The following is a 15,365-nucleotide window of genomic DNA, read 5'->3' on the forward strand; positions in this document are numbered from 1 at the left end:
GTCGCGACCGTCAGCTTCTTTCCTGTGTTCTACGCCGCTTCGGCGTTGTCCCGCTCCAGTGCCTCGCGCAGCCAGTCGTCCGCGGAGCCCGGGGTCGGCTCCGGCGGGCCGCCCGGCGGTGTGAGCACGACAGCCGTCAGTTCCCAGTACCGGTCCAGACGCGGCCCAGTCGCGAGCCGCGCGGCCAGCAGGCGGCGGAACTCCGAGTGCCCCTGCTGGCGTACGCGCTCGCGTACGCCGCCACGTAGGCGTCCAGTGCCTCACGGTGTCAGCGGGCGGCGGCGGATCGGGTTCGAGCAACGGCGGGAGCTGCTCGCGCAGCGGCATCCTCTGCAGGGCCTCGGCGGCAGCGCGCTCCTCCTCCTCCTTGCGCCACCGGTCCTCCTCCATGAGCCTGTCCCGCCCCTCCACACACTAAGACAAATCGGGACGATCGAACATACGATGGGCGGAAGCCGGCGTGGTGCCGCAAAGGCGCACCGGGCCGCCTATCCGACCACCCGGGGTGGCAGACACATGGCACAGGCCGTGGAGCCGACGCGGACCGTCATCATGACCGTGGACGACGACCCGGGGGTTTCCCGCGCCGTCGCCCGGGACCTACGGCGGCGCTACGGCGCCTCGTACCGGATCGTGCGCGCGGAGTCCGGCGAGTCCGCGCTGGACGCGCTGCGCGAGCTGAAACTGCGCGGCGACCTCGTCGCCGTCATCCTGGCCGACTACCGCATGCCGCGGATGAACGGCATCGAGTTCCTCGAACAGGCCCTGGACGTGTACCCGGGCGCGCGGCGGGTCCTGCTGACCGCGTACGCGGACACCAACGCGGCGATCGACGCGATCAACGTCGTCGACCTGGACCACTACCTCCTCAAGCCCTGGGACCCGCCCGAGGAGAAGCTCTATCCGGTCCTGGACGACCTGCTGCAGGCCTGGCGACGCAGTGACTACCGGCCGGTGCCCAGCACCAAGGTGGTCGGGCACCGCTGGTCGGCGCGGTCGTCCCAGGTGCGGGAGTTCCTGGCCCGCAACCAGGTGCCCTACCGCTGGTACTCCTCCGACGAGCCCGAGGGCAGGCGGCTGCTGGCCGCCGCCGGGCAGGACGGGCAGCGGCTGCCGCTGGTGGTCACCCCGGACGGCACGCCCCTGCTGGAGCCGGAGGCACCGGAGCTCGCGGCCCGCGTGGGGCTGGCGACGACACCGGCGGCCGACTTCTACGACCTCGTCGTGGTGGGCGGCGGCCCGGCCGGGCTCGGCGCTGCCGTGTACGGGGCCTCGGAAGGGCTGCGGACGGTGCTCGTGGAGCGCTCGGCGACCGGCGGGCAGGCCGGGCAGAGCTCCCGGATCGAGAACTACCTGGGTTTCCCGGACGGCGTCTCCGGCGCCCAGCTGACCGACCGGGCCCGCCGGCAGGCGGCGAGGTTCGGCGCCGAGATCCTCACCACGCGCGAGGTGACGGGCCTGGAGGTGGGCGGCGCGGCCCGGACCGTACGGTTCTCGGACGGCTCGGCGGTCGCCGCACACAGCGTGATCCTGGCGACCGGGGTGTCCTATCGGCAGCTGTCCGCGGCCGGCGCGCGGGACCTGACCGGCTGCGGAGTGTTCTACGGTTCGGCTCTGACCGAGGCGCCGTCCTGCCAGGGCCAGGACGTCTACATCGTGGGCGGCGCCAACTCGGCGGGGCAGGCGGCGATGTACCTGGCACGGGGCGCCAAGTCGGTGACCCTGCTGGTGCGGGGCTCCTCCCTGTCGGCGTCGATGTCGTACTACCTGGTCCAGCAGATCGAGGAGGCCCCCAACATCTCGGTGCGCACGGGCACCGTGGTGGAGGCCGCGCACGGCTCCGGCCACCTGGAGAAGCTGACCCTGCGCGACACGGCGAGCGGGCAGAGCGAGCTGGTCGACACCCAGTGGATGTTCGTGTTCATCGGCGCGGCCCCGCTGACCGACTGGCTGGACGGCATGGTGCTGCGGGACGGGCGCGGGTTCATCCTGGCCGGGCCCGACCTCACGCCCGACGGACGTCCGCCCCCCGGGTGGGAGCTGGACCGGCCGCCGTACCACCTGGAGACCAATGTGCCCGGCGTGTTCGTCGCGGGTGACGCGCGCGCGGAGTCCGCCAAGCGGGTCGCGTCCGCCGTAGGAGAGGGAGCCATGGCCGTGATGCTCGTCCACCGGTATCTGGAGCAGTCATGAGCGGCCGGCTGATGCCGTGCAGCCCGAAGGAGATCGGCTCACTGTTCCTGTTCGAGAAGCTGTCGGGCGAACAGCTGGGCCGGTTGTGCCGCGAGGGGCGGATGGAGCGGTTCGACCCCGGCCCGGTCTACACCGAGGGCGAGCCGGCCGCCTGCTTCTACGTGATGCTGGAGGGCACGGTGGTGCTCTCCCGCCGGGTCGGTGGCGACGACGTGGAGGTCATCCGGTCCTCGCAGCGCGGGGTGTATTCGGGCGCCATGCAGGCGTACCTCGGGGACCGGCTGCGGCAGGTCTACAACAACTCGATGCGTGTCACGGAGCCGACGCGGTTCTTCGTGCTGCCCGCCGAGACGTTCGCGGACATCATGCGCGAGTGGTTCCCGATGGCGGTGCATCTGCTGGAGGGGCTGTTCTTCGGGGCGAAGAGCACCCAGGCGGCCGTAGGGCAGCGGGAGCGGCTGCTGGCGCTCGGGTCGTTGTCCGCCGGGCTCACCCATGAGCTCAATAACCCGGCGGCGGCCGCCGTCCGGGCCACCGCGACGCTGCGGGAGCGGGTGGCCAGGATGCGGCACAAGCTCGCCCTCATCGCCGAAAGCTCTTTCTCCAGGGAGCAGTTGGCGAATCTCATCGACATCCAGCAACGGACCGCCGAGCGGGTCGCCAAAGCACCGGTGCTCACCCCGCTGGAGGCGGCCGACCGCGAGGACGCCCTCACCGACTGGCTGGAGGACCATGGCATCGAGCAGGGCTGGCAGATCGCGCCGACCTTCGTGCAGGCGGGGCTCGACGTGGACTGGCTGGAGCAGGTCGCGGCGGCCGTCGGGCAGGAGATCCTGCCGGGTGCCGTGGGCTGGCTCAACTACACGGTGGAGACCGAGCTGCTCATGGACGAGATCGCGGACTCCACCACCCGGGTCTCCGCTCTGGTGGACGCCGCCAAGCAGTACTCCCAGCTGGACCGCGCCCCCTACCAGGTCGCCGACGTGCACGAACTCCTCGACAGCACACTGCTGATGCTGTCCGGCAAGATCGGGCCGCGGATCAGGATCCTCAAGGAGTACGACCGTACGCTGCCGCGGATCCCCGCCTACCCGGCGGAACTGAACCAGGTGTGGACCAACTTGATCGACAACGCGGTCTGCGCGATGGACGGCTCGGGCGGCGACGGCACGCTGATCGTGCGCACCGCACTCCATGACGACCAGCTTCTCGTCGAGTTCCGGGACACCGGGCCCGGCGTGCCGCCGGAGATCCGCGACCGCATCTTCGACCCGTTCTTCACCACCAAGCCGGTCGGCCGGGGCACCGGTCTGGGGCTGGACATCTCCCGGCGGATCGTCGTCAACAAGCACCACGGCAGCATCGACGTGGAGTCGGTGCCCGGCGACACCCGTTTCCGGGTACTGCTGCCCCTGGCCGCCGTCGAACCCGACGGAACGGCACTCTCCTCCGCCTCGTCCGACGGGCCGCCGCTCACGTCCGAGGACCGTACGACATCCCAGGAGCCGGCATGACCAGCGACACCGGAATCGACCCCCGCGTCCAGCCCAGCGGCCCCGGCTGCGTCGAGTGCGACGCCGCAGGCGGCTGGTGGTTCCATCTGCGGCGCTGCGCGCAGTGCGGCCACATCGGCTGCTGCGACGACTCTCCCGGCAAGCACGCCACCGCCCACCACCGGGCCACTGGGCACCCGGTGATCCGCAGCTACGAGCCGGGCGAGGGCTGGTTCTGGAACTACGACACGAACGAGCTGTACGAAACCGGCCCCGAACTCGCGCCGCCGGTGAGCCACCCGGCGGACCAGCCGGCGCCCGGCCCGGCGGGCCGCGTCCCCACGAACTGGGCGGACGTGCTGCGCTGAGCCGTCCCGAGCTGCCCGCCGTCGCGCATGCGCGGCATATGGCCATGCTCAGGACGTATAGCATCCACCCCACTCAGCGATCGGCGAGTGACCAACTGTGTGTCATCCGCGGAGATCTGACGCCATGGGAGGTGCTTTCCCTTACCCACGACGTAGGAGGCGTAGGCGAGATAGGCGTCGGGGACGGGGTGGCCGGTGACCGAGGAGGTCCAGTGATCGACGGTAGTCGGGCCGGTACAGCCGCCCACCGCGTCGTTCCCATCCGTCGCCTGCCCGTACCAAGAGATGCCCCGGTGTACCCCGCCTCCCCTCCTGCAGATCACCTCGCGCTGAAGCCGCGCCCCTCGGCAATACGGGGATCCGGCCCAGCCAGCACCGGTCGGATCACCGGGCGGACCAGAGGAAGATGCCCACGATGTGGCGCCCTGCCAGGTGGACCCTCGTGATCTTCTCGTAGCGGGTGGCGACGTGGAGTTCCGGGGTCGTCGAAGGCAACGTAGGTGGGGTGAAAACGTTCAGGCGAGCCATGTGCGGCCCGGGCCTCGTTGGAACTGCTTCGGGCACGGATCCTGCTCGTCGTCGGTGGCGTTCTTGTCGCGCAGGGGCCGCAGCACGCCGGGCAGCTCGGGGAGCTGGAAGGAGTACCGCCCGAGCACGTTGATGTGGTGGCGCACGAACGGCCACAGTCGGGCGACATCCTCGTCGCGGACCTCGAATCCGTCCGCGCGGAGTCGCCCACCTCATGGACCTGGGCGAGGACGCACTCACGGTCAACCTGGCCAAGAAGATCCTCCTCGACGACGCCGAGGGCTCCGTCCCCCACGCCCAGGCAGCCTGAACGGCCGAGGGGCTGCCGGAGACGGGGAGCGTGACGGTGGAACAGCTCGGCGCGGGAGCGACTCGCGGACTGAGCTCACCCGAAGGCGCTGCGGACCGGGAGATCCTGGATCGCGTCGTCGGCCAGGCCGAGGTAACCATCCCCGACGCGCAGGATGTCGATTTTCCCGCTGCGCGGCGTGGCCGCCGAAGATGTGTCCGGCTGCGCGGCGGAGTCGAACACCCCAGGCGCCTGCACGGCAGCTGTCACCGGGGCTGAACGTCGGCGTTCGGCAAGACGCATCGGTGGTACCGCGGAGGCAGGCGAAGCTGCGCCCGCGCAGGCCGGCGACGCTTTTGAACCGGGCTCACGATGGACGGCGCCGTGTTGCGGTGCGGTGCGGACGGTGTGACGGTGATCGAAAGGCCTGCCACGCACCCCGGCAGACCGGGCCGGGCCAGGCCGACGGTCACGGGCGAGCAGTCACTCCCCGGCGGGTCTCCGGCACCGACGCGGTGCCGGAGACCCGCTGGGGAGAGGATCGATGAGGTCGGCCTGACGGCGCAGGTGCGGGGCGAAGGCCTCAAAACGCCGGCCGTTCCCAGTTACGCCACCGCGGAACAAAACACCTCAGCGGGAGCCCACGTGACTCACGAAGACGAACCCAACGCCGAGGCCGAAGGCGGCCCGGAAAACGACCGGACTCTCCCCGACGCCGCAGACGCTCCTGTCCACGCCACGGCCGAGGAGTCCGATGCCCCGCCATGGCCCCAGGACGAGGAGAAGAGACCGACCGCACGGATCCTCGTGGTGCAGATGGGCCATTGTTTCCGTACATCGGGTGCCACCGGCACACCAGGGGAACAGGCATTTGTGAAAGCGGTGGCCGATGCCTGTGCCGAGGAACTCGGAAAGCCCGGCCCGCCGGGCCGGGAGCTTTGGCACCTGCGGGTCATCAAAGCCGACGAGCCCTTGGAGAAGTACGCCGGCGACGCGTTCGTCGCCTTCCACTGCGACGGCTCGACCCATCAGAACGCGCGGGGGGCGAGCGTCGGCTACCGCAACGCCGCAGGGCAGTCTCTCGCTCAGGCATGGAAACATGCCTACGAACAGCGCGGCTGGTCGGGCGGGTTTCGGGACGACAATTACACCGAGAACCTGAAGAAGTACTACGGCACCCGAAAAGCCGTCGAGGCCGGTAACCAGCGAGCGTTCATCGCCGAGTGCGGGTTCCTCACCAACCGGGACGACAAGGCTCTGCTGACCGGCCCGGGCGGCGTCAACCGCGTGGTACACGCCCTGTTCGATGCGCTCGGTATCTGAATCCTGGTGAGCCTCAGCTGGACCGAGGGCGGCCGGTACGACACCAGGGGCGCCGGCACACCGAGTTCGGGCCGCGGTGCTGGCGCCGGCCGCCGGGGTGTTCGGCGCTGCCTTCCGTCTCTGCGCTGGTGGTGGCCACGGCCCGGCGGGCCACCACCAGCGACGGCCCGCGTTCTCCGTGACCGGAGCGCAGCCCTTGGTCGGAGCTCGCATTCAAAATCGATGACAGCAAGAGCGCGCGGAGGCCGGTTGCCTCTGGCGGGCGGCGGGTCCCGCATGGGGACCGTGTCGGTTCGAAGGGCGCCGTCACGTTGGCTGAGCGGGTGGGAGGATCTTCTGGTCGGTCATGCACGGACGACACCAGCAACCCCCGACACGGCACGATCAACCCGAAGACCATCCCACACCGTCAGCCAACGTGACAGTGCCCACGCAGGTGCTCTTCGGGGAACGCCTGTGTGGCGGAGGCGGAGGCGGAGACTGCACCGGCCTGCCCGACGGGTCTCAAGGAGCCTTACGTCCTTCGGGCTTCGCCGGCACGCACAGCCATGCGAGGCCCGCGGCGGTGAGGTAGGCGAGCGCGCCGATGGCCATGCTGGTGCGCAGCCCGATGTCGTAGTTGGCGGCTGTGGCGAGCAGGCTGCCGCCGAGCGCTACGCCGGTGGCGCTGCCGATCTGGCGGGTGGTGTTGAACAGTGCGGAGGCGGCCCCCGAGTACGCCGGGGGTGCGGCACCCATCACGGTGGCGGTCGAACCGGTGAGGGCGAAGGAGGTGCCGAACCCCGCGGCCATCATCGGGGCCACCAACAACGGGTAGGCGGGGTCCGCTCCCGCCAAGGCCCAGCCGGCCAGCCCCGTACCGGCCAGGAGCATGCCGAAGACCACCAGTGGACGATCGCCGGTGCGGCGGGCCAGCCGCCCGGACAGGACGGAGGCGAACATGGTCATCGCTACCGCCGGGAAAAGCGCCAGTCCGGTGCCCAGGGCGCTGAAGCCGCGCTGGTGCTGGAATTCCAAGCTGGCGGTGAACACCATGCCGTAGAAGCCGAAGTTGAACAGAAGGCCGATGACGGCTCCGCCGCTTATCGTGCGAGACCGCAGCAGGCTCAGCGGAAGGGCAGGAGACCGGGCCAGCCGCTCGCGCACCGCGAATGCCGCGGCGGCCAGCGCGGCCAGGCCCACCCCGGCGAGGACAACCGGATCGGACCAGCCCCGCCGTCCGGCCTCGTTGAGCGCCGCGGTCAGCAGCGCCACTGCCGCCACGACCGCGCACTGCGCCGGCCAGTCCAGGGACCGTGCGGCGCGCCGGGGCGAGCGGGCCACATGCCGCAGCGTCAGTACCAGGCAGGCCATGCCGGCGGGCAGGTTGATGAGGAATACCCAGCGCCACCCCACCGTGGAAACGAGAAGCCCGCCCAGCAGCGGCCCGGCGGAGGCCGCGATGCCCGCCATCGACCCCCACAGTCCGAAGGCCCGCGAGCGTGCGGCCGGCGCCGGGTAGGCATGCTGGAGCAGGGCCAGGGAACCGGGCACGATCAACGCCGCACCGAGCCCCTCCACCAGTCGGGCCGCAACCAGGAAGGGGGTGCTCGGCGCGAGCGCGCACGCGGCCGAGGACACAGTGAACACCGCCACGCCCGAGCAGAAGACCCGGCGGTTGCCCAGCCGGTCGCCCAGCGCGCCACCGGTCAGCAGGAACCCGGCGAAGACCAGGGTGTACCCATCGGTGATCCACTGGATGCCGGTGAGCGAGGCCGACAGCTCCCGGCCGATCACCGGCACGGCGACGTTGATGACCGTCACATCCAGAATCACCATGAAATACCCGGTGCACACCGCCAGTAGCGGCGCCCAGGACCGTCGCCCGGGCCCTGGGGCCGACGCGGGAGAGGACGTGGACTCACCGCCATCGGCCGACTCCGCGAACGCCACGGCCCCAACTCCCTCTTGCCCGCGAAGACCCCGCACCAAAAGCCACCATAAGGGATGAATTCGCCACACTGATGGAGCCGGGTCGGCTGCGATGGTGTCCGGGATCGCTCAAGCCGGGCGGTGAGTCGACGCCGAGGCGCCCGGTACGTGTCGGCGATGCCCGGGTTCCAGGAGGTGCGAGGCCCTGGACGACGGAGTATGTCGCCGCGCAGGTTGCGGGCGCCCTGCGGCAGGGTTCTGCTCAACGTCCGCATCCTGCCCGCCGCGCACACCGCCCTTGTTGTGGCTGTTCTGTCTGCGGTACTGCTTACGCCGTCTCCTGTGTGGCCAGTCGGCACTGGTGCTGGACATGGGGAGCGGACGGTGGGGATGGATTGTTCCGGACGGCTTGCGGGAGGTCGCGAGGCCGTCGCTGCCGCCGGCGCGGGTGCGTCCGCAAGGCGGTGGGGTCGCGGACATCGATGATGAGGCGGCCTTGCCGCGATCATCTACGTCTTGGTGTCCGGCTGTGCCTGGCGGGCGTTGCCGCCGCGCTTCGGGCATCGAAGTCGACCGGGCATCGCCGGTTTGCCATCCGGTCCCGCTCCGGGGTCTGGGGACGGCTGCATCAGAAGGTTCTCCAGCTTCTGGACGAGCGGGATCCGGTCGACCTCTCCCGTGCGGTTCTCGACTCCGCGCACGTGAGGGCTAAAAAGGGCGTCTTGAGCTCCACCAGCGCGGCCGACCGGCGGTAGTGCCTGCACGACGGGAGCCGGCCTGCGACGCCCGGGCCTACCGGGTCATCGGCCGGGGTCAGTTCTCCGACGGGATGCGGACAGCGATGGCCTTTGCCAGCCGGTCCGCATCCCGCGACATCGACCCACCCTCCTGCGAAGCGGTCACCAGCAGGCACAACACGTCGTAAGCCTCCTCCGACGTCAGCAGCGCCAGGCGCTCCGCCGTCTCCATCGGCGCGGAGAGGATCTCGTCCAGGTCGATGTGCTCGTAGTCGTCCATGACCGGGCAACATACCCGGGTCCGCCACGGTCACGCGGAGCCGGAGAGACGTCAGCCCCGTCCAGCGGGCGCGGGACGGGGCTGATCGGAAGAGATGCGCTGGTGAAGGGCGGTCGCCTACGCGGCGAAAGGCTTTGCAGGGCTTCAGCCGAACGATCGTCCCTGCAGGCAAACAGGTGAGGCCCGGGGACACTGCCCCCTCCACAACCACGCTCATCCCAACACGGACAGCCGCGTCGGCATTCCCGGCCCGCCCGGCACGGGTGCGGCCCGCTCACGACGGCGTCCAGAAGGGGCAGGCGATCACGCCTGGTCCGGCCACGTCCTCACTACGGCGCCGGTCTCTTCGTCGACGAGGGCCGAACCTGTGAACGAATCAGGTCCGACGCGCCTGCTGTCGCTGCGCTCCTTGGAGTGCGTGCAGCTGCGTGACCTGGAGCGCACCCGGTGGTGGATCGCCGACGAGGAGCGCCGGGAAACCGAACGTCGGCGTGGCATCGACGCCCGACCGGACCCGCCGGACCCGCCGGACCGGCTCCTCGAGCACGGGATCGACGGGCACAGTCCGCCCGTCTACGTGACTGGACGGCCGTCACCCCGCCCGGTACACCCACGGCGGCTTCATCGCTCCTACCCACCGCGCAAGCCCCCTTTCGGATGCGTAATACTCTCTACATGAATCCGAGCATTACGCCCACGCCTGGAGCGAACGCCGTACGACAGGCCGTCGCCCGGGACGCCAAGCGGCTCACGCGGCTCGTGCGCAGCTCACGCGCCTACGAGGGCCCGTACGCGGCGATGGTCGCGGGCTACCGCGTCGGTCCCAACTACATCGAGGCCCACCGGGTCTTCGTGGCCGTCGACACCGATGATCCCGCGGGCGGGGTGCTCGGTTTCTATTCGCTGGTCCTCGCGCCGCCGGAGCTGGACCTGCTCTTCGTCGCCGACGGATCGCAGCGCCGCGGCATCGGGCGGCTGCTCGTCGAACACATGAAGTCCGAGGCGCGCGCGGCGGGGCTGGACCGTGTCCGCGTCGTGTCGCATCCTCCGGCCGAGGAGTTCTACCGCAGCGTGGGCGCGCTGCTCACCGGAACCGTCTCCGCGAACCCGCCCGCGGTGGCGTGGGACCGGCCCGAGCTGGAGTTTTTGATCCCGTAACCGCCGACCGGGCCCACTTGCCGTGGGGCGCGCCCGTTTTCGCCGCCAGTCCGCCGGGGCACAACGGGTTTTCGGGGTTCTTCCGGCCTTGTCTCCGCTGCGGGTGGATCCCGGGGGTAACCGCTCGGCATGACTGTTTACGGATTACACGCCTCGCACGAGCAGATCCCGCCCTCGGACCTGCTCGCCGCCGTGGTGCACGCGGAACAAACGGGATTCACCGCCGCCATGTGCTCGGACCACTTCTCGCCGTGGAGCGTCCGTCAAGGGGAGTCCGGATTCGCCTGGTCGTGGCTCGGCTCCGCCCTCCAGGCCACCGGCCATCTGCCGTTCGGCGTGGTGAACGCCCCCGGCCAGCGTTATCACCCGGCGATCATCGCCCAGGCGGTCGCCGGTGTCGCATCCATGTACCCGGGCCGGTTCTGGGTGGCGCTCGGCAGTGGTGAAGCCTCCAACGAGCACATCACGGGGGCGGGTTGGCCCCGCAAGGAGGTCCGAAATGCGCGGCTGCGCGAGTGCGTCGATGTCATCCGTGCCCTGCTGAGCGGGGAGGAGGTCAGCCACGACGGACTCGTCACCGTGGACCGGGCCAGGCTGTGGACGCTGCCGCCCGCCGTACCGCCGCTGATCGGAGCCGCGTGCAGCACGGCCACGGCGGCCTGGTGCGCGCAGTGGGCGGACGGCCTGATCACGGTCAACGCCCCTCGGGAACGGCTGCGTGAGATCGTCGGTGCCTACCGCGAGGCGGGCGGCCGTGGGCCCGCGCACCTTCAGGTGCACCTGAGCTGGGCGCCCGACGAGGACCAGGCCCTCGCACTGGCGCACGACCAGTGGCGCACCAACGTGCACGCTCCCCCGGCCAGCTGGGACCTGGACTCCGCGGAACTGTTCGACATCGTCAGCGAGCACGTGACGCCCGAGCAGGTGGCGGGCACGGTAAACGTCTCGTCCGATCTCGGCCGGCACACCGCCTGGCTCCAGGAGTACGCGGAACTCGGCTTCGACGTCGTGATGCTGCACCACGTGGGCCGTGAACAGAGCGCGTTCATCGACACATTCGGCGCCGAGGTGCTGCCGCGGCTCGACGTCACCCGCCCGCTGCCCGCCACAGCAAAGGAGTACCGATGCGTCTGACCCGCACGTCCGACCTGTGGTGGAAGAACGCGGTGGTGTACTGCCTGGACGTCGAGACGTACCAGGACGGCAACGGCGACGGGATCGGTGACTTCGCGGGCCTCACGCAGCGCATCGATCATCTGGTGTGCCTCGGCGTGACGTGCGTGTGGCTGATGCCCTTCCACCCGACGCGGGAACGCGACGACGGATACGACATCACGGACTTCTACGGTGTCGACCCCCGCCTGGGGACGCTCGGCGACTTCACCGAGTTCGTCCGCACTGCCCGGGACCGTGGCATCCGCGTGATCGCCGATCTCGTCGTCAACCACACCTCCGAGGACCACCCCTGGTTCCAGGACGCCCGCTCCGGCCGGGACTCCGACCATCGCGACTGGTACGTCTGGAAGGACGAGCCCCCTGAGGACGGGCCCAAGGGGGTGGTCTTCCCCAACACGGAGGACAGCCTGTGGGAGTACGACGAGGGCAGCGGCCAGTACTACCTGCACCGCTTCTACAAGCAGCAGCCCGATCTCAACGTCGCCAACCCCGAGGTGCGCGACGAGATAGCCCGCGTCATGGGCTTCTGGACACAGTGGGGACTGTCCGGGTTCCGGGTCGACGCCGTGCCCTTCCTGCTGGAGACGGACGGGCAGGACGATGCCGACGCGCTGCCCGACCCTCACGAGTACCTCGCCGACCTGCGCGCCTTCCTGGGCCGCCGCAACGGCGAGTCGGTACTGCTCGGCGAGGTCAATCTGCCGTACGACGGCCTCTACCGGTTCTTCGGGGACCCCGACTCGGACCGCGGGGACGAGCTGACCATGTGCTTCGACTTCGTCGGGATGCAGCAGATGTACCTGTCGATGGCGCGCGAGGACGCGGACCCGCTCGCTGCCGCGCTGCGGGAGCGGCCCGCGGCTCCACGAGACGCCCACTGGGCCACGTTCGTGCGCAACCACGACGAGCTCACCCTCGACAAGCTGAGCGACGACGAACGCGCCGAGGTCTTCGCCTCCTTCGGCCCCGACAAGGACATGCAGCTGTACAACCGCGGTCTGCGCCGCAGGCTGCCGCCCATGGTCGACGGCGACCGCCGCCGTATCGAACTCGCCTACAGCCTGCTGTTCACCCTGCCGGGCACCCCCGTGCTCTTCTACGGCGAGGAGATCGGCATGGGCGAGAACCTGGCCGCCGAGGGCCGTCAGGCCGTCCGCACGCCCATGCAGTGGACCCCGGAGGAGGGTGCCGGGTTCTCCACCGGCGCGCCCGACACCTTCCCCAACCCTCTGGCGGACGGCGCGTTCGCACCGCAGAAAGTCAACGTGTACGAGCAGAGCCGCGACCCCGACTCCCTGCTGAGCCGCATGCGGCTGTTCGCCGAGCGCTACCGGGAGGCTCCCGAGCTGGCCTGGGGCGAGTACCGGCTGGTCGAGAGCGGGGAGCGCCCCGTCCTTGCCCACGTCAGCCGTACCACCGACGGGACGGTCCTGGCCCTGCACAACTTCGCCGGCCGGCCGGTCACCGCGCGGCTACGGCTGCCCGAGGCGGGGGCCGGCGGGAGGCTGACGGATCTGCTCGACGAGGGGCACGCCGGACTCACCGTTCCCGACGACGGCCTGCTCGCCGTCGAACTGCCCGCTTACGGATACCGGTGGCTGCGCGTCGGCACCCAGGCCGACGACCCCGAAAGGGTCGCCTCCGATTGACACGGCGCCCACCGGAAAGCCTCTTGGGGTGATCGAGGCCCTCCGGCGCCCGCCGGCCCGGCCCCGCCGTCGGCCCGGACGGACCCCGGCCGTGGGAGGCGTACCTGCGCGAGGCCGGCTGGAATGCCGACAGGGTGATCTGCCCGACGGTACCGCTTCACGGCTCCTATTTCGTCACTTCCCGAAACAACGACGCTTTGAGGGGAAGGGTCCCATGGAGCACCACGCCGACCTCATCGTCATCGGCGTCGGCCAGTCAGGCTTCGGTGTCCGTCCTCGACGACGGGCACCATCGCACGGCTCTCACCGTCCATGGCGTGGAGCGGCGCGAGATGTTCATCCGCTTCACCCCGGACGGTGTCGTGTGGCCCGACGGCGCGAACCCGTCGACACGATCCTCTGGGCCACCGGCTACCGCCGCACCTTCCCCTACCTGAACGGCAGCGACACCCTGGACTCCGACGGCCGGTCCCGGCACCACGGCGGCATCACCACCGTCCCCGGGCTCGGGTTCGTCGGCATCGAGTTCCAGCGCAGCTTCTCCTCCCACGCCCTACGCGGCGTCGGACGCGACGCCGCGTACGCCCTGTCCCTGCTCAGCCGCTCACGCTGACCGCAGCGGCGGCGGTCGCTCGGTCCCTCTACTCGTCGCAGCGGGGGCACAGGCTCGACGCAGTACGCGCCAAACGATCTCGCGCGCCTCTCGTCTCCACTACCGTGGATTCATGACGGCGCCGCTGGACGTGCTGGTAGTGGGAGCGGGGCCGACCGGCCTTGCCCTCGCCGCGCAACTGCACTCGTACGGAGCGCGGTTCAGGATCGTCGATCGTTCCCTCGACCGGGTGCGGGAGTCGCGGGCGCTTGCCATCCAGCCCCGCACCCTGGAGGCGTTGGCGGGCTTCGGGGTGACGGACGAGTTGGTGGCCCGGGGCAACCCGGCGATGCGGCTGCGGCTCCACCTGCCCCGCCGCGTGGTGGCGCTGCGCTTGTTCGACATCGGGCTGACCGACACGGCGTACCCGTTCCTGTTGTTCCTCTCGCAGGCCGAGACGGAGCGTGTCCTCTCCGAATATCTGGCCGCGCGGGACGTGACGATCGAGCGCGGCACCGAACTGGTCCGGCTGGAGGCGGCGGACTCGCTCGTCGACTGCCGGCTGCGCCACGACGACGGCTCGCAGGAGGCTGTGGAGGCGCGCTACGTCGTGGGCTGCGACGGCGCCCACAGCACCGTGCGCGGCCAGAGCGGCATCGGATTCGAGGGATACGCCTACCCGCAGACGTTCCTGCTCGCCGATCTGGAGGTCGACGGGCTGGAGCCGGACTCCGTGCATGCGTACATGAGCGGGGCGGGGATGGTGTTCTTCTTCCCGCTCGGCTCGCCGGCCGGCTGGCGCATGCTCGCGATGCGCCCGCCCGACGCCCCGGAGGCCGAGGTGGACCTGCCGTTGTTGCAGGAGATCACCAACCGCTACACCGGCGAGCGGCTGATGCTGCGGGATCCCGTCTGGATGACCGACTTCCGCCTCCACAACCGTGGCGCCGACCGCTACCGCTCCGGCCCCTGCTTCCTCGCGGGCGATGCGGCCCATATCCACAGCCCGGCCGGCGCGCAGGGCATGAACACCGGCATCCAGGACGCGCTCAACCTCGGCTGGAAGCTCGCCCTCACCTGCCGGGGCGTGGCACCCGAGGAACTGCTGGCAACGTATGAGGCCGAGCGGGCACCCGTCGGCCACAGCGTGCTGCGCTTCACCGACCGCGCCTTCAGCATCGCCACCAGCAACAACCCCGTCATCCGCGTCGGCCGTACCCAGGTCGCCCCGCGTCTGGCGCCGCTGGCGCTCCGCGCGGCCGGGATCCGCGGGCGGCTCTTTCGAACCGTCTCCGAACTGGGCATCCACTACCGGCGCAGCCCCGCCTCCACGGCCGGCTCACGACCGCCCAGGGGCGGGCCGAGAGCCGGGGACCGGCTGCCCGACCTGCCCCGTGGACTGCAGGCACGTACGGCGGCACCGGGCTGGCACCTGCTGCTGTCCGGGCCACCGCCCCTCTGGCCGGACGAACGGCTCTCCTCGGCCCTGGAAGGACGAATCGGCCTGCTCTCCGTCCACCGGCTCGGCGGACAGAGCCCGTGGCCGGGCGTCACGCAGGGACTCGTCCGCCCCGACGGCTACCTGGGCTATGTCGCCCGGGGCGCCGACCTGGACGGCCTGCGGACCTACCTGGACCACTGGCTGCCGGTCGGCCGCCGTTGATTCCA

The 15,365-nt window shown here is 70.6% G+C and carries 12 protein-coding genes and 2 pseudogenes; 10 read left to right on the forward strand and 4 right to left on the reverse strand.

Going from position 1 to position 15,365, the window contains the following annotated elements:
* The first annotated feature begins 516 nt into the window (after positions 1 to 516).
* Genes OHB56_RS02585 through OHB56_RS02595 form a run of 3 tightly spaced genes read left to right on the forward strand, consistent with a single transcriptional unit; the run spans position 517 to position 4,054 of the window.
* Positions 517 to 2,193 (forward strand): FAD-dependent oxidoreductase, encoded by a 1,677-nt coding sequence (locus OHB56_RS02585; RefSeq protein WP_406351389.1) that lies wholly within the window; start codon positions 517 to 519, stop codon positions 2,191 to 2,193.
* Positions 2,190 to 3,707 (forward strand): ATP-binding protein, encoded by a 1,518-nt coding sequence (locus OHB56_RS02590; RefSeq protein ID WP_406351391.1) that lies wholly within the window; start codon positions 2,190 to 2,192, stop codon positions 3,705 to 3,707. The genes OHB56_RS02585 and OHB56_RS02590 overlap by 4 nt, the downstream gene beginning before the upstream one ends.
* Positions 3,704 to 4,054, forward strand: coding sequence for a UBP-type zinc finger domain-containing protein (locus OHB56_RS02595; RefSeq protein WP_326756702.1), 351 nt, complete (start codon positions 3,704 to 3,706; stop codon positions 4,052 to 4,054). The genes OHB56_RS02590 and OHB56_RS02595 overlap by 4 nt, the downstream gene beginning before the upstream one ends.
* A gap of 515 nt (positions 4,055 to 4,569) precedes the next feature.
* Here OHB56_RS02595 and OHB56_RS02600 read toward each other — a convergent pair.
* A pseudogene (locus OHB56_RS02600) lies at positions 4,570 to 4,788 on the reverse strand (hypothetical protein); the annotation flags it as partial.
* 179 nt (positions 4,789 to 4,967) lie between these two features.
* On the reverse strand, positions 4,968 to 5,141 hold the full coding sequence (locus tag OHB56_RS02605) for a hypothetical protein (RefSeq protein WP_326756700.1): 174 nt from the start codon (positions 5,139 to 5,141) through the stop codon (positions 4,968 to 4,970).
* Positions 5,142 to 5,516: 375 nt separating this feature from the next.
* Between OHB56_RS02605 and OHB56_RS02610 the strand changes: the two genes are divergently transcribed.
* The gene (locus OHB56_RS02610; RefSeq protein ID WP_406351393.1) at positions 5,517 to 6,194 is read left to right on the forward strand and encodes an N-acetylmuramoyl-L-alanine amidase; all 678 of its coding nucleotides are present in this window, start codon (positions 5,517 to 5,519) and stop codon (positions 6,192 to 6,194) included.
* 504 nt (positions 6,195 to 6,698) lie between these two features.
* Here the strand turns inward: OHB56_RS02610 and OHB56_RS02615 are convergent.
* The gene (locus OHB56_RS02615; protein WP_406351394.1) at positions 6,699 to 8,126 is read right to left on the reverse strand and encodes an MFS transporter; all 1,428 of its coding nucleotides are present in this window, start codon (positions 8,124 to 8,126) and stop codon (positions 6,699 to 6,701) included.
* 349 nt (positions 8,127 to 8,475) lie between these two features.
* On the opposite strand from OHB56_RS02615, the pseudogene OHB56_RS02620 reads away from it, so the two are divergent.
* Positions 8,476 to 8,824, forward strand: a pseudogene (locus OHB56_RS02620) (transposase); the annotation flags it as partial.
* 94 nt (positions 8,825 to 8,918) lie between these two features.
* Here OHB56_RS02620 and OHB56_RS02625 read toward each other — a convergent pair.
* A complete protein-coding gene (locus OHB56_RS02625) occupies positions 8,919 to 9,122 on the reverse strand; it encodes a DUF6417 family protein (protein ID WP_326756697.1) in 204 nt (67 codons plus the stop codon).
* Between the two features lie 675 nt (positions 9,123 to 9,797).
* Here OHB56_RS02625 and OHB56_RS02630 point away from each other — a divergent pair.
* From OHB56_RS02630 to OHB56_RS02650, 5 genes are all read left to right on the forward strand, one after another.
* On the forward strand, positions 9,798 to 10,280 hold the full coding sequence (locus OHB56_RS02630) for a GNAT family N-acetyltransferase (protein ID WP_406351396.1): 483 nt from the start codon (positions 9,798 to 9,800) through the stop codon (positions 10,278 to 10,280).
* A 129-nt stretch (positions 10,281 to 10,409) separates the two neighbouring features.
* The gene (locus OHB56_RS02635; RefSeq protein ID WP_406351398.1) at positions 10,410 to 11,414 is read left to right on the forward strand and encodes a TIGR03885 family FMN-dependent LLM class oxidoreductase; all 1,005 of its coding nucleotides are present in this window, start codon (positions 10,410 to 10,412) and stop codon (positions 11,412 to 11,414) included.
* Positions 11,405 to 13,105 carry an alpha-amylase family protein gene (locus OHB56_RS02640; protein ID WP_406351399.1) on the forward strand — a complete coding sequence of 567 codons (1,701 nt, stop codon included), beginning with the start codon at positions 11,405 to 11,407 and terminating at the stop codon, positions 13,103 to 13,105. Before OHB56_RS02635 ends, OHB56_RS02640 begins: the two co-directional genes overlap by 10 nt.
* A gap of 364 nt (positions 13,106 to 13,469) precedes the next feature.
* Positions 13,470 to 13,718, forward strand: coding sequence for a hypothetical protein (locus OHB56_RS02645; protein ID WP_406351401.1), 249 nt, complete (start codon positions 13,470 to 13,472; stop codon positions 13,716 to 13,718).
* A 112-nt stretch (positions 13,719 to 13,830) separates the two neighbouring features.
* A complete protein-coding gene (locus OHB56_RS02650) occupies positions 13,831 to 15,360 on the forward strand; it encodes an FAD-dependent monooxygenase (RefSeq protein ID WP_406351403.1) in 1,530 nt (509 codons plus the stop codon).
* The last annotated feature ends 5 nt before the right edge of the window (positions 15,361 to 15,365 follow it).

Source organism: Streptomyces sp. NBC_01635, assembly GCF_045209715.1.
Classification (GTDB): domain Bacteria; phylum Actinomycetota; class Actinomycetes; order Streptomycetales; family Streptomycetaceae; genus Streptomyces; species Streptomyces hirsutus.

Coding starts and splice junctions, on each gene's coding strand:
- OHB56_RS02585 (WP_406351389.1), top strand. CDS start 517: ATGGCACAGGCCGTGGAGCCGACGCGGACCGTCATCATGACCGTGGAC.
- OHB56_RS02590 (WP_406351391.1), top strand. CDS start 2,190: ATGAGCGGCCGGCTGATGCCGTGCAGCCCGAAGGAGATCGGCTCACTG.
- OHB56_RS02595 (WP_326756702.1), top strand. CDS start 3,704: ATGACCAGCGACACCGGAATCGACCCCCGCGTCCAGCCCAGCGGCCCC.
- OHB56_RS02625 (WP_326756697.1), bottom strand. CDS start 9,122: ATGGACGACTACGAGCACATCGACCTGGACGAGATCCTCTCCGCGCCG.
- OHB56_RS02630 (WP_406351396.1), top strand. CDS start 9,798: ATGAATCCGAGCATTACGCCCACGCCTGGAGCGAACGCCGTACGACAG.
- OHB56_RS02635 (WP_406351398.1), top strand. CDS start 10,410: ATGACTGTTTACGGATTACACGCCTCGCACGAGCAGATCCCGCCCTCG.
- OHB56_RS02640 (WP_406351399.1), top strand. CDS start 11,405: ATGCGTCTGACCCGCACGTCCGACCTGTGGTGGAAGAACGCGGTGGTG.
- OHB56_RS02650 (WP_406351403.1), top strand. CDS start 13,831: ATGACGGCGCCGCTGGACGTGCTGGTAGTGGGAGCGGGGCCGACCGGC.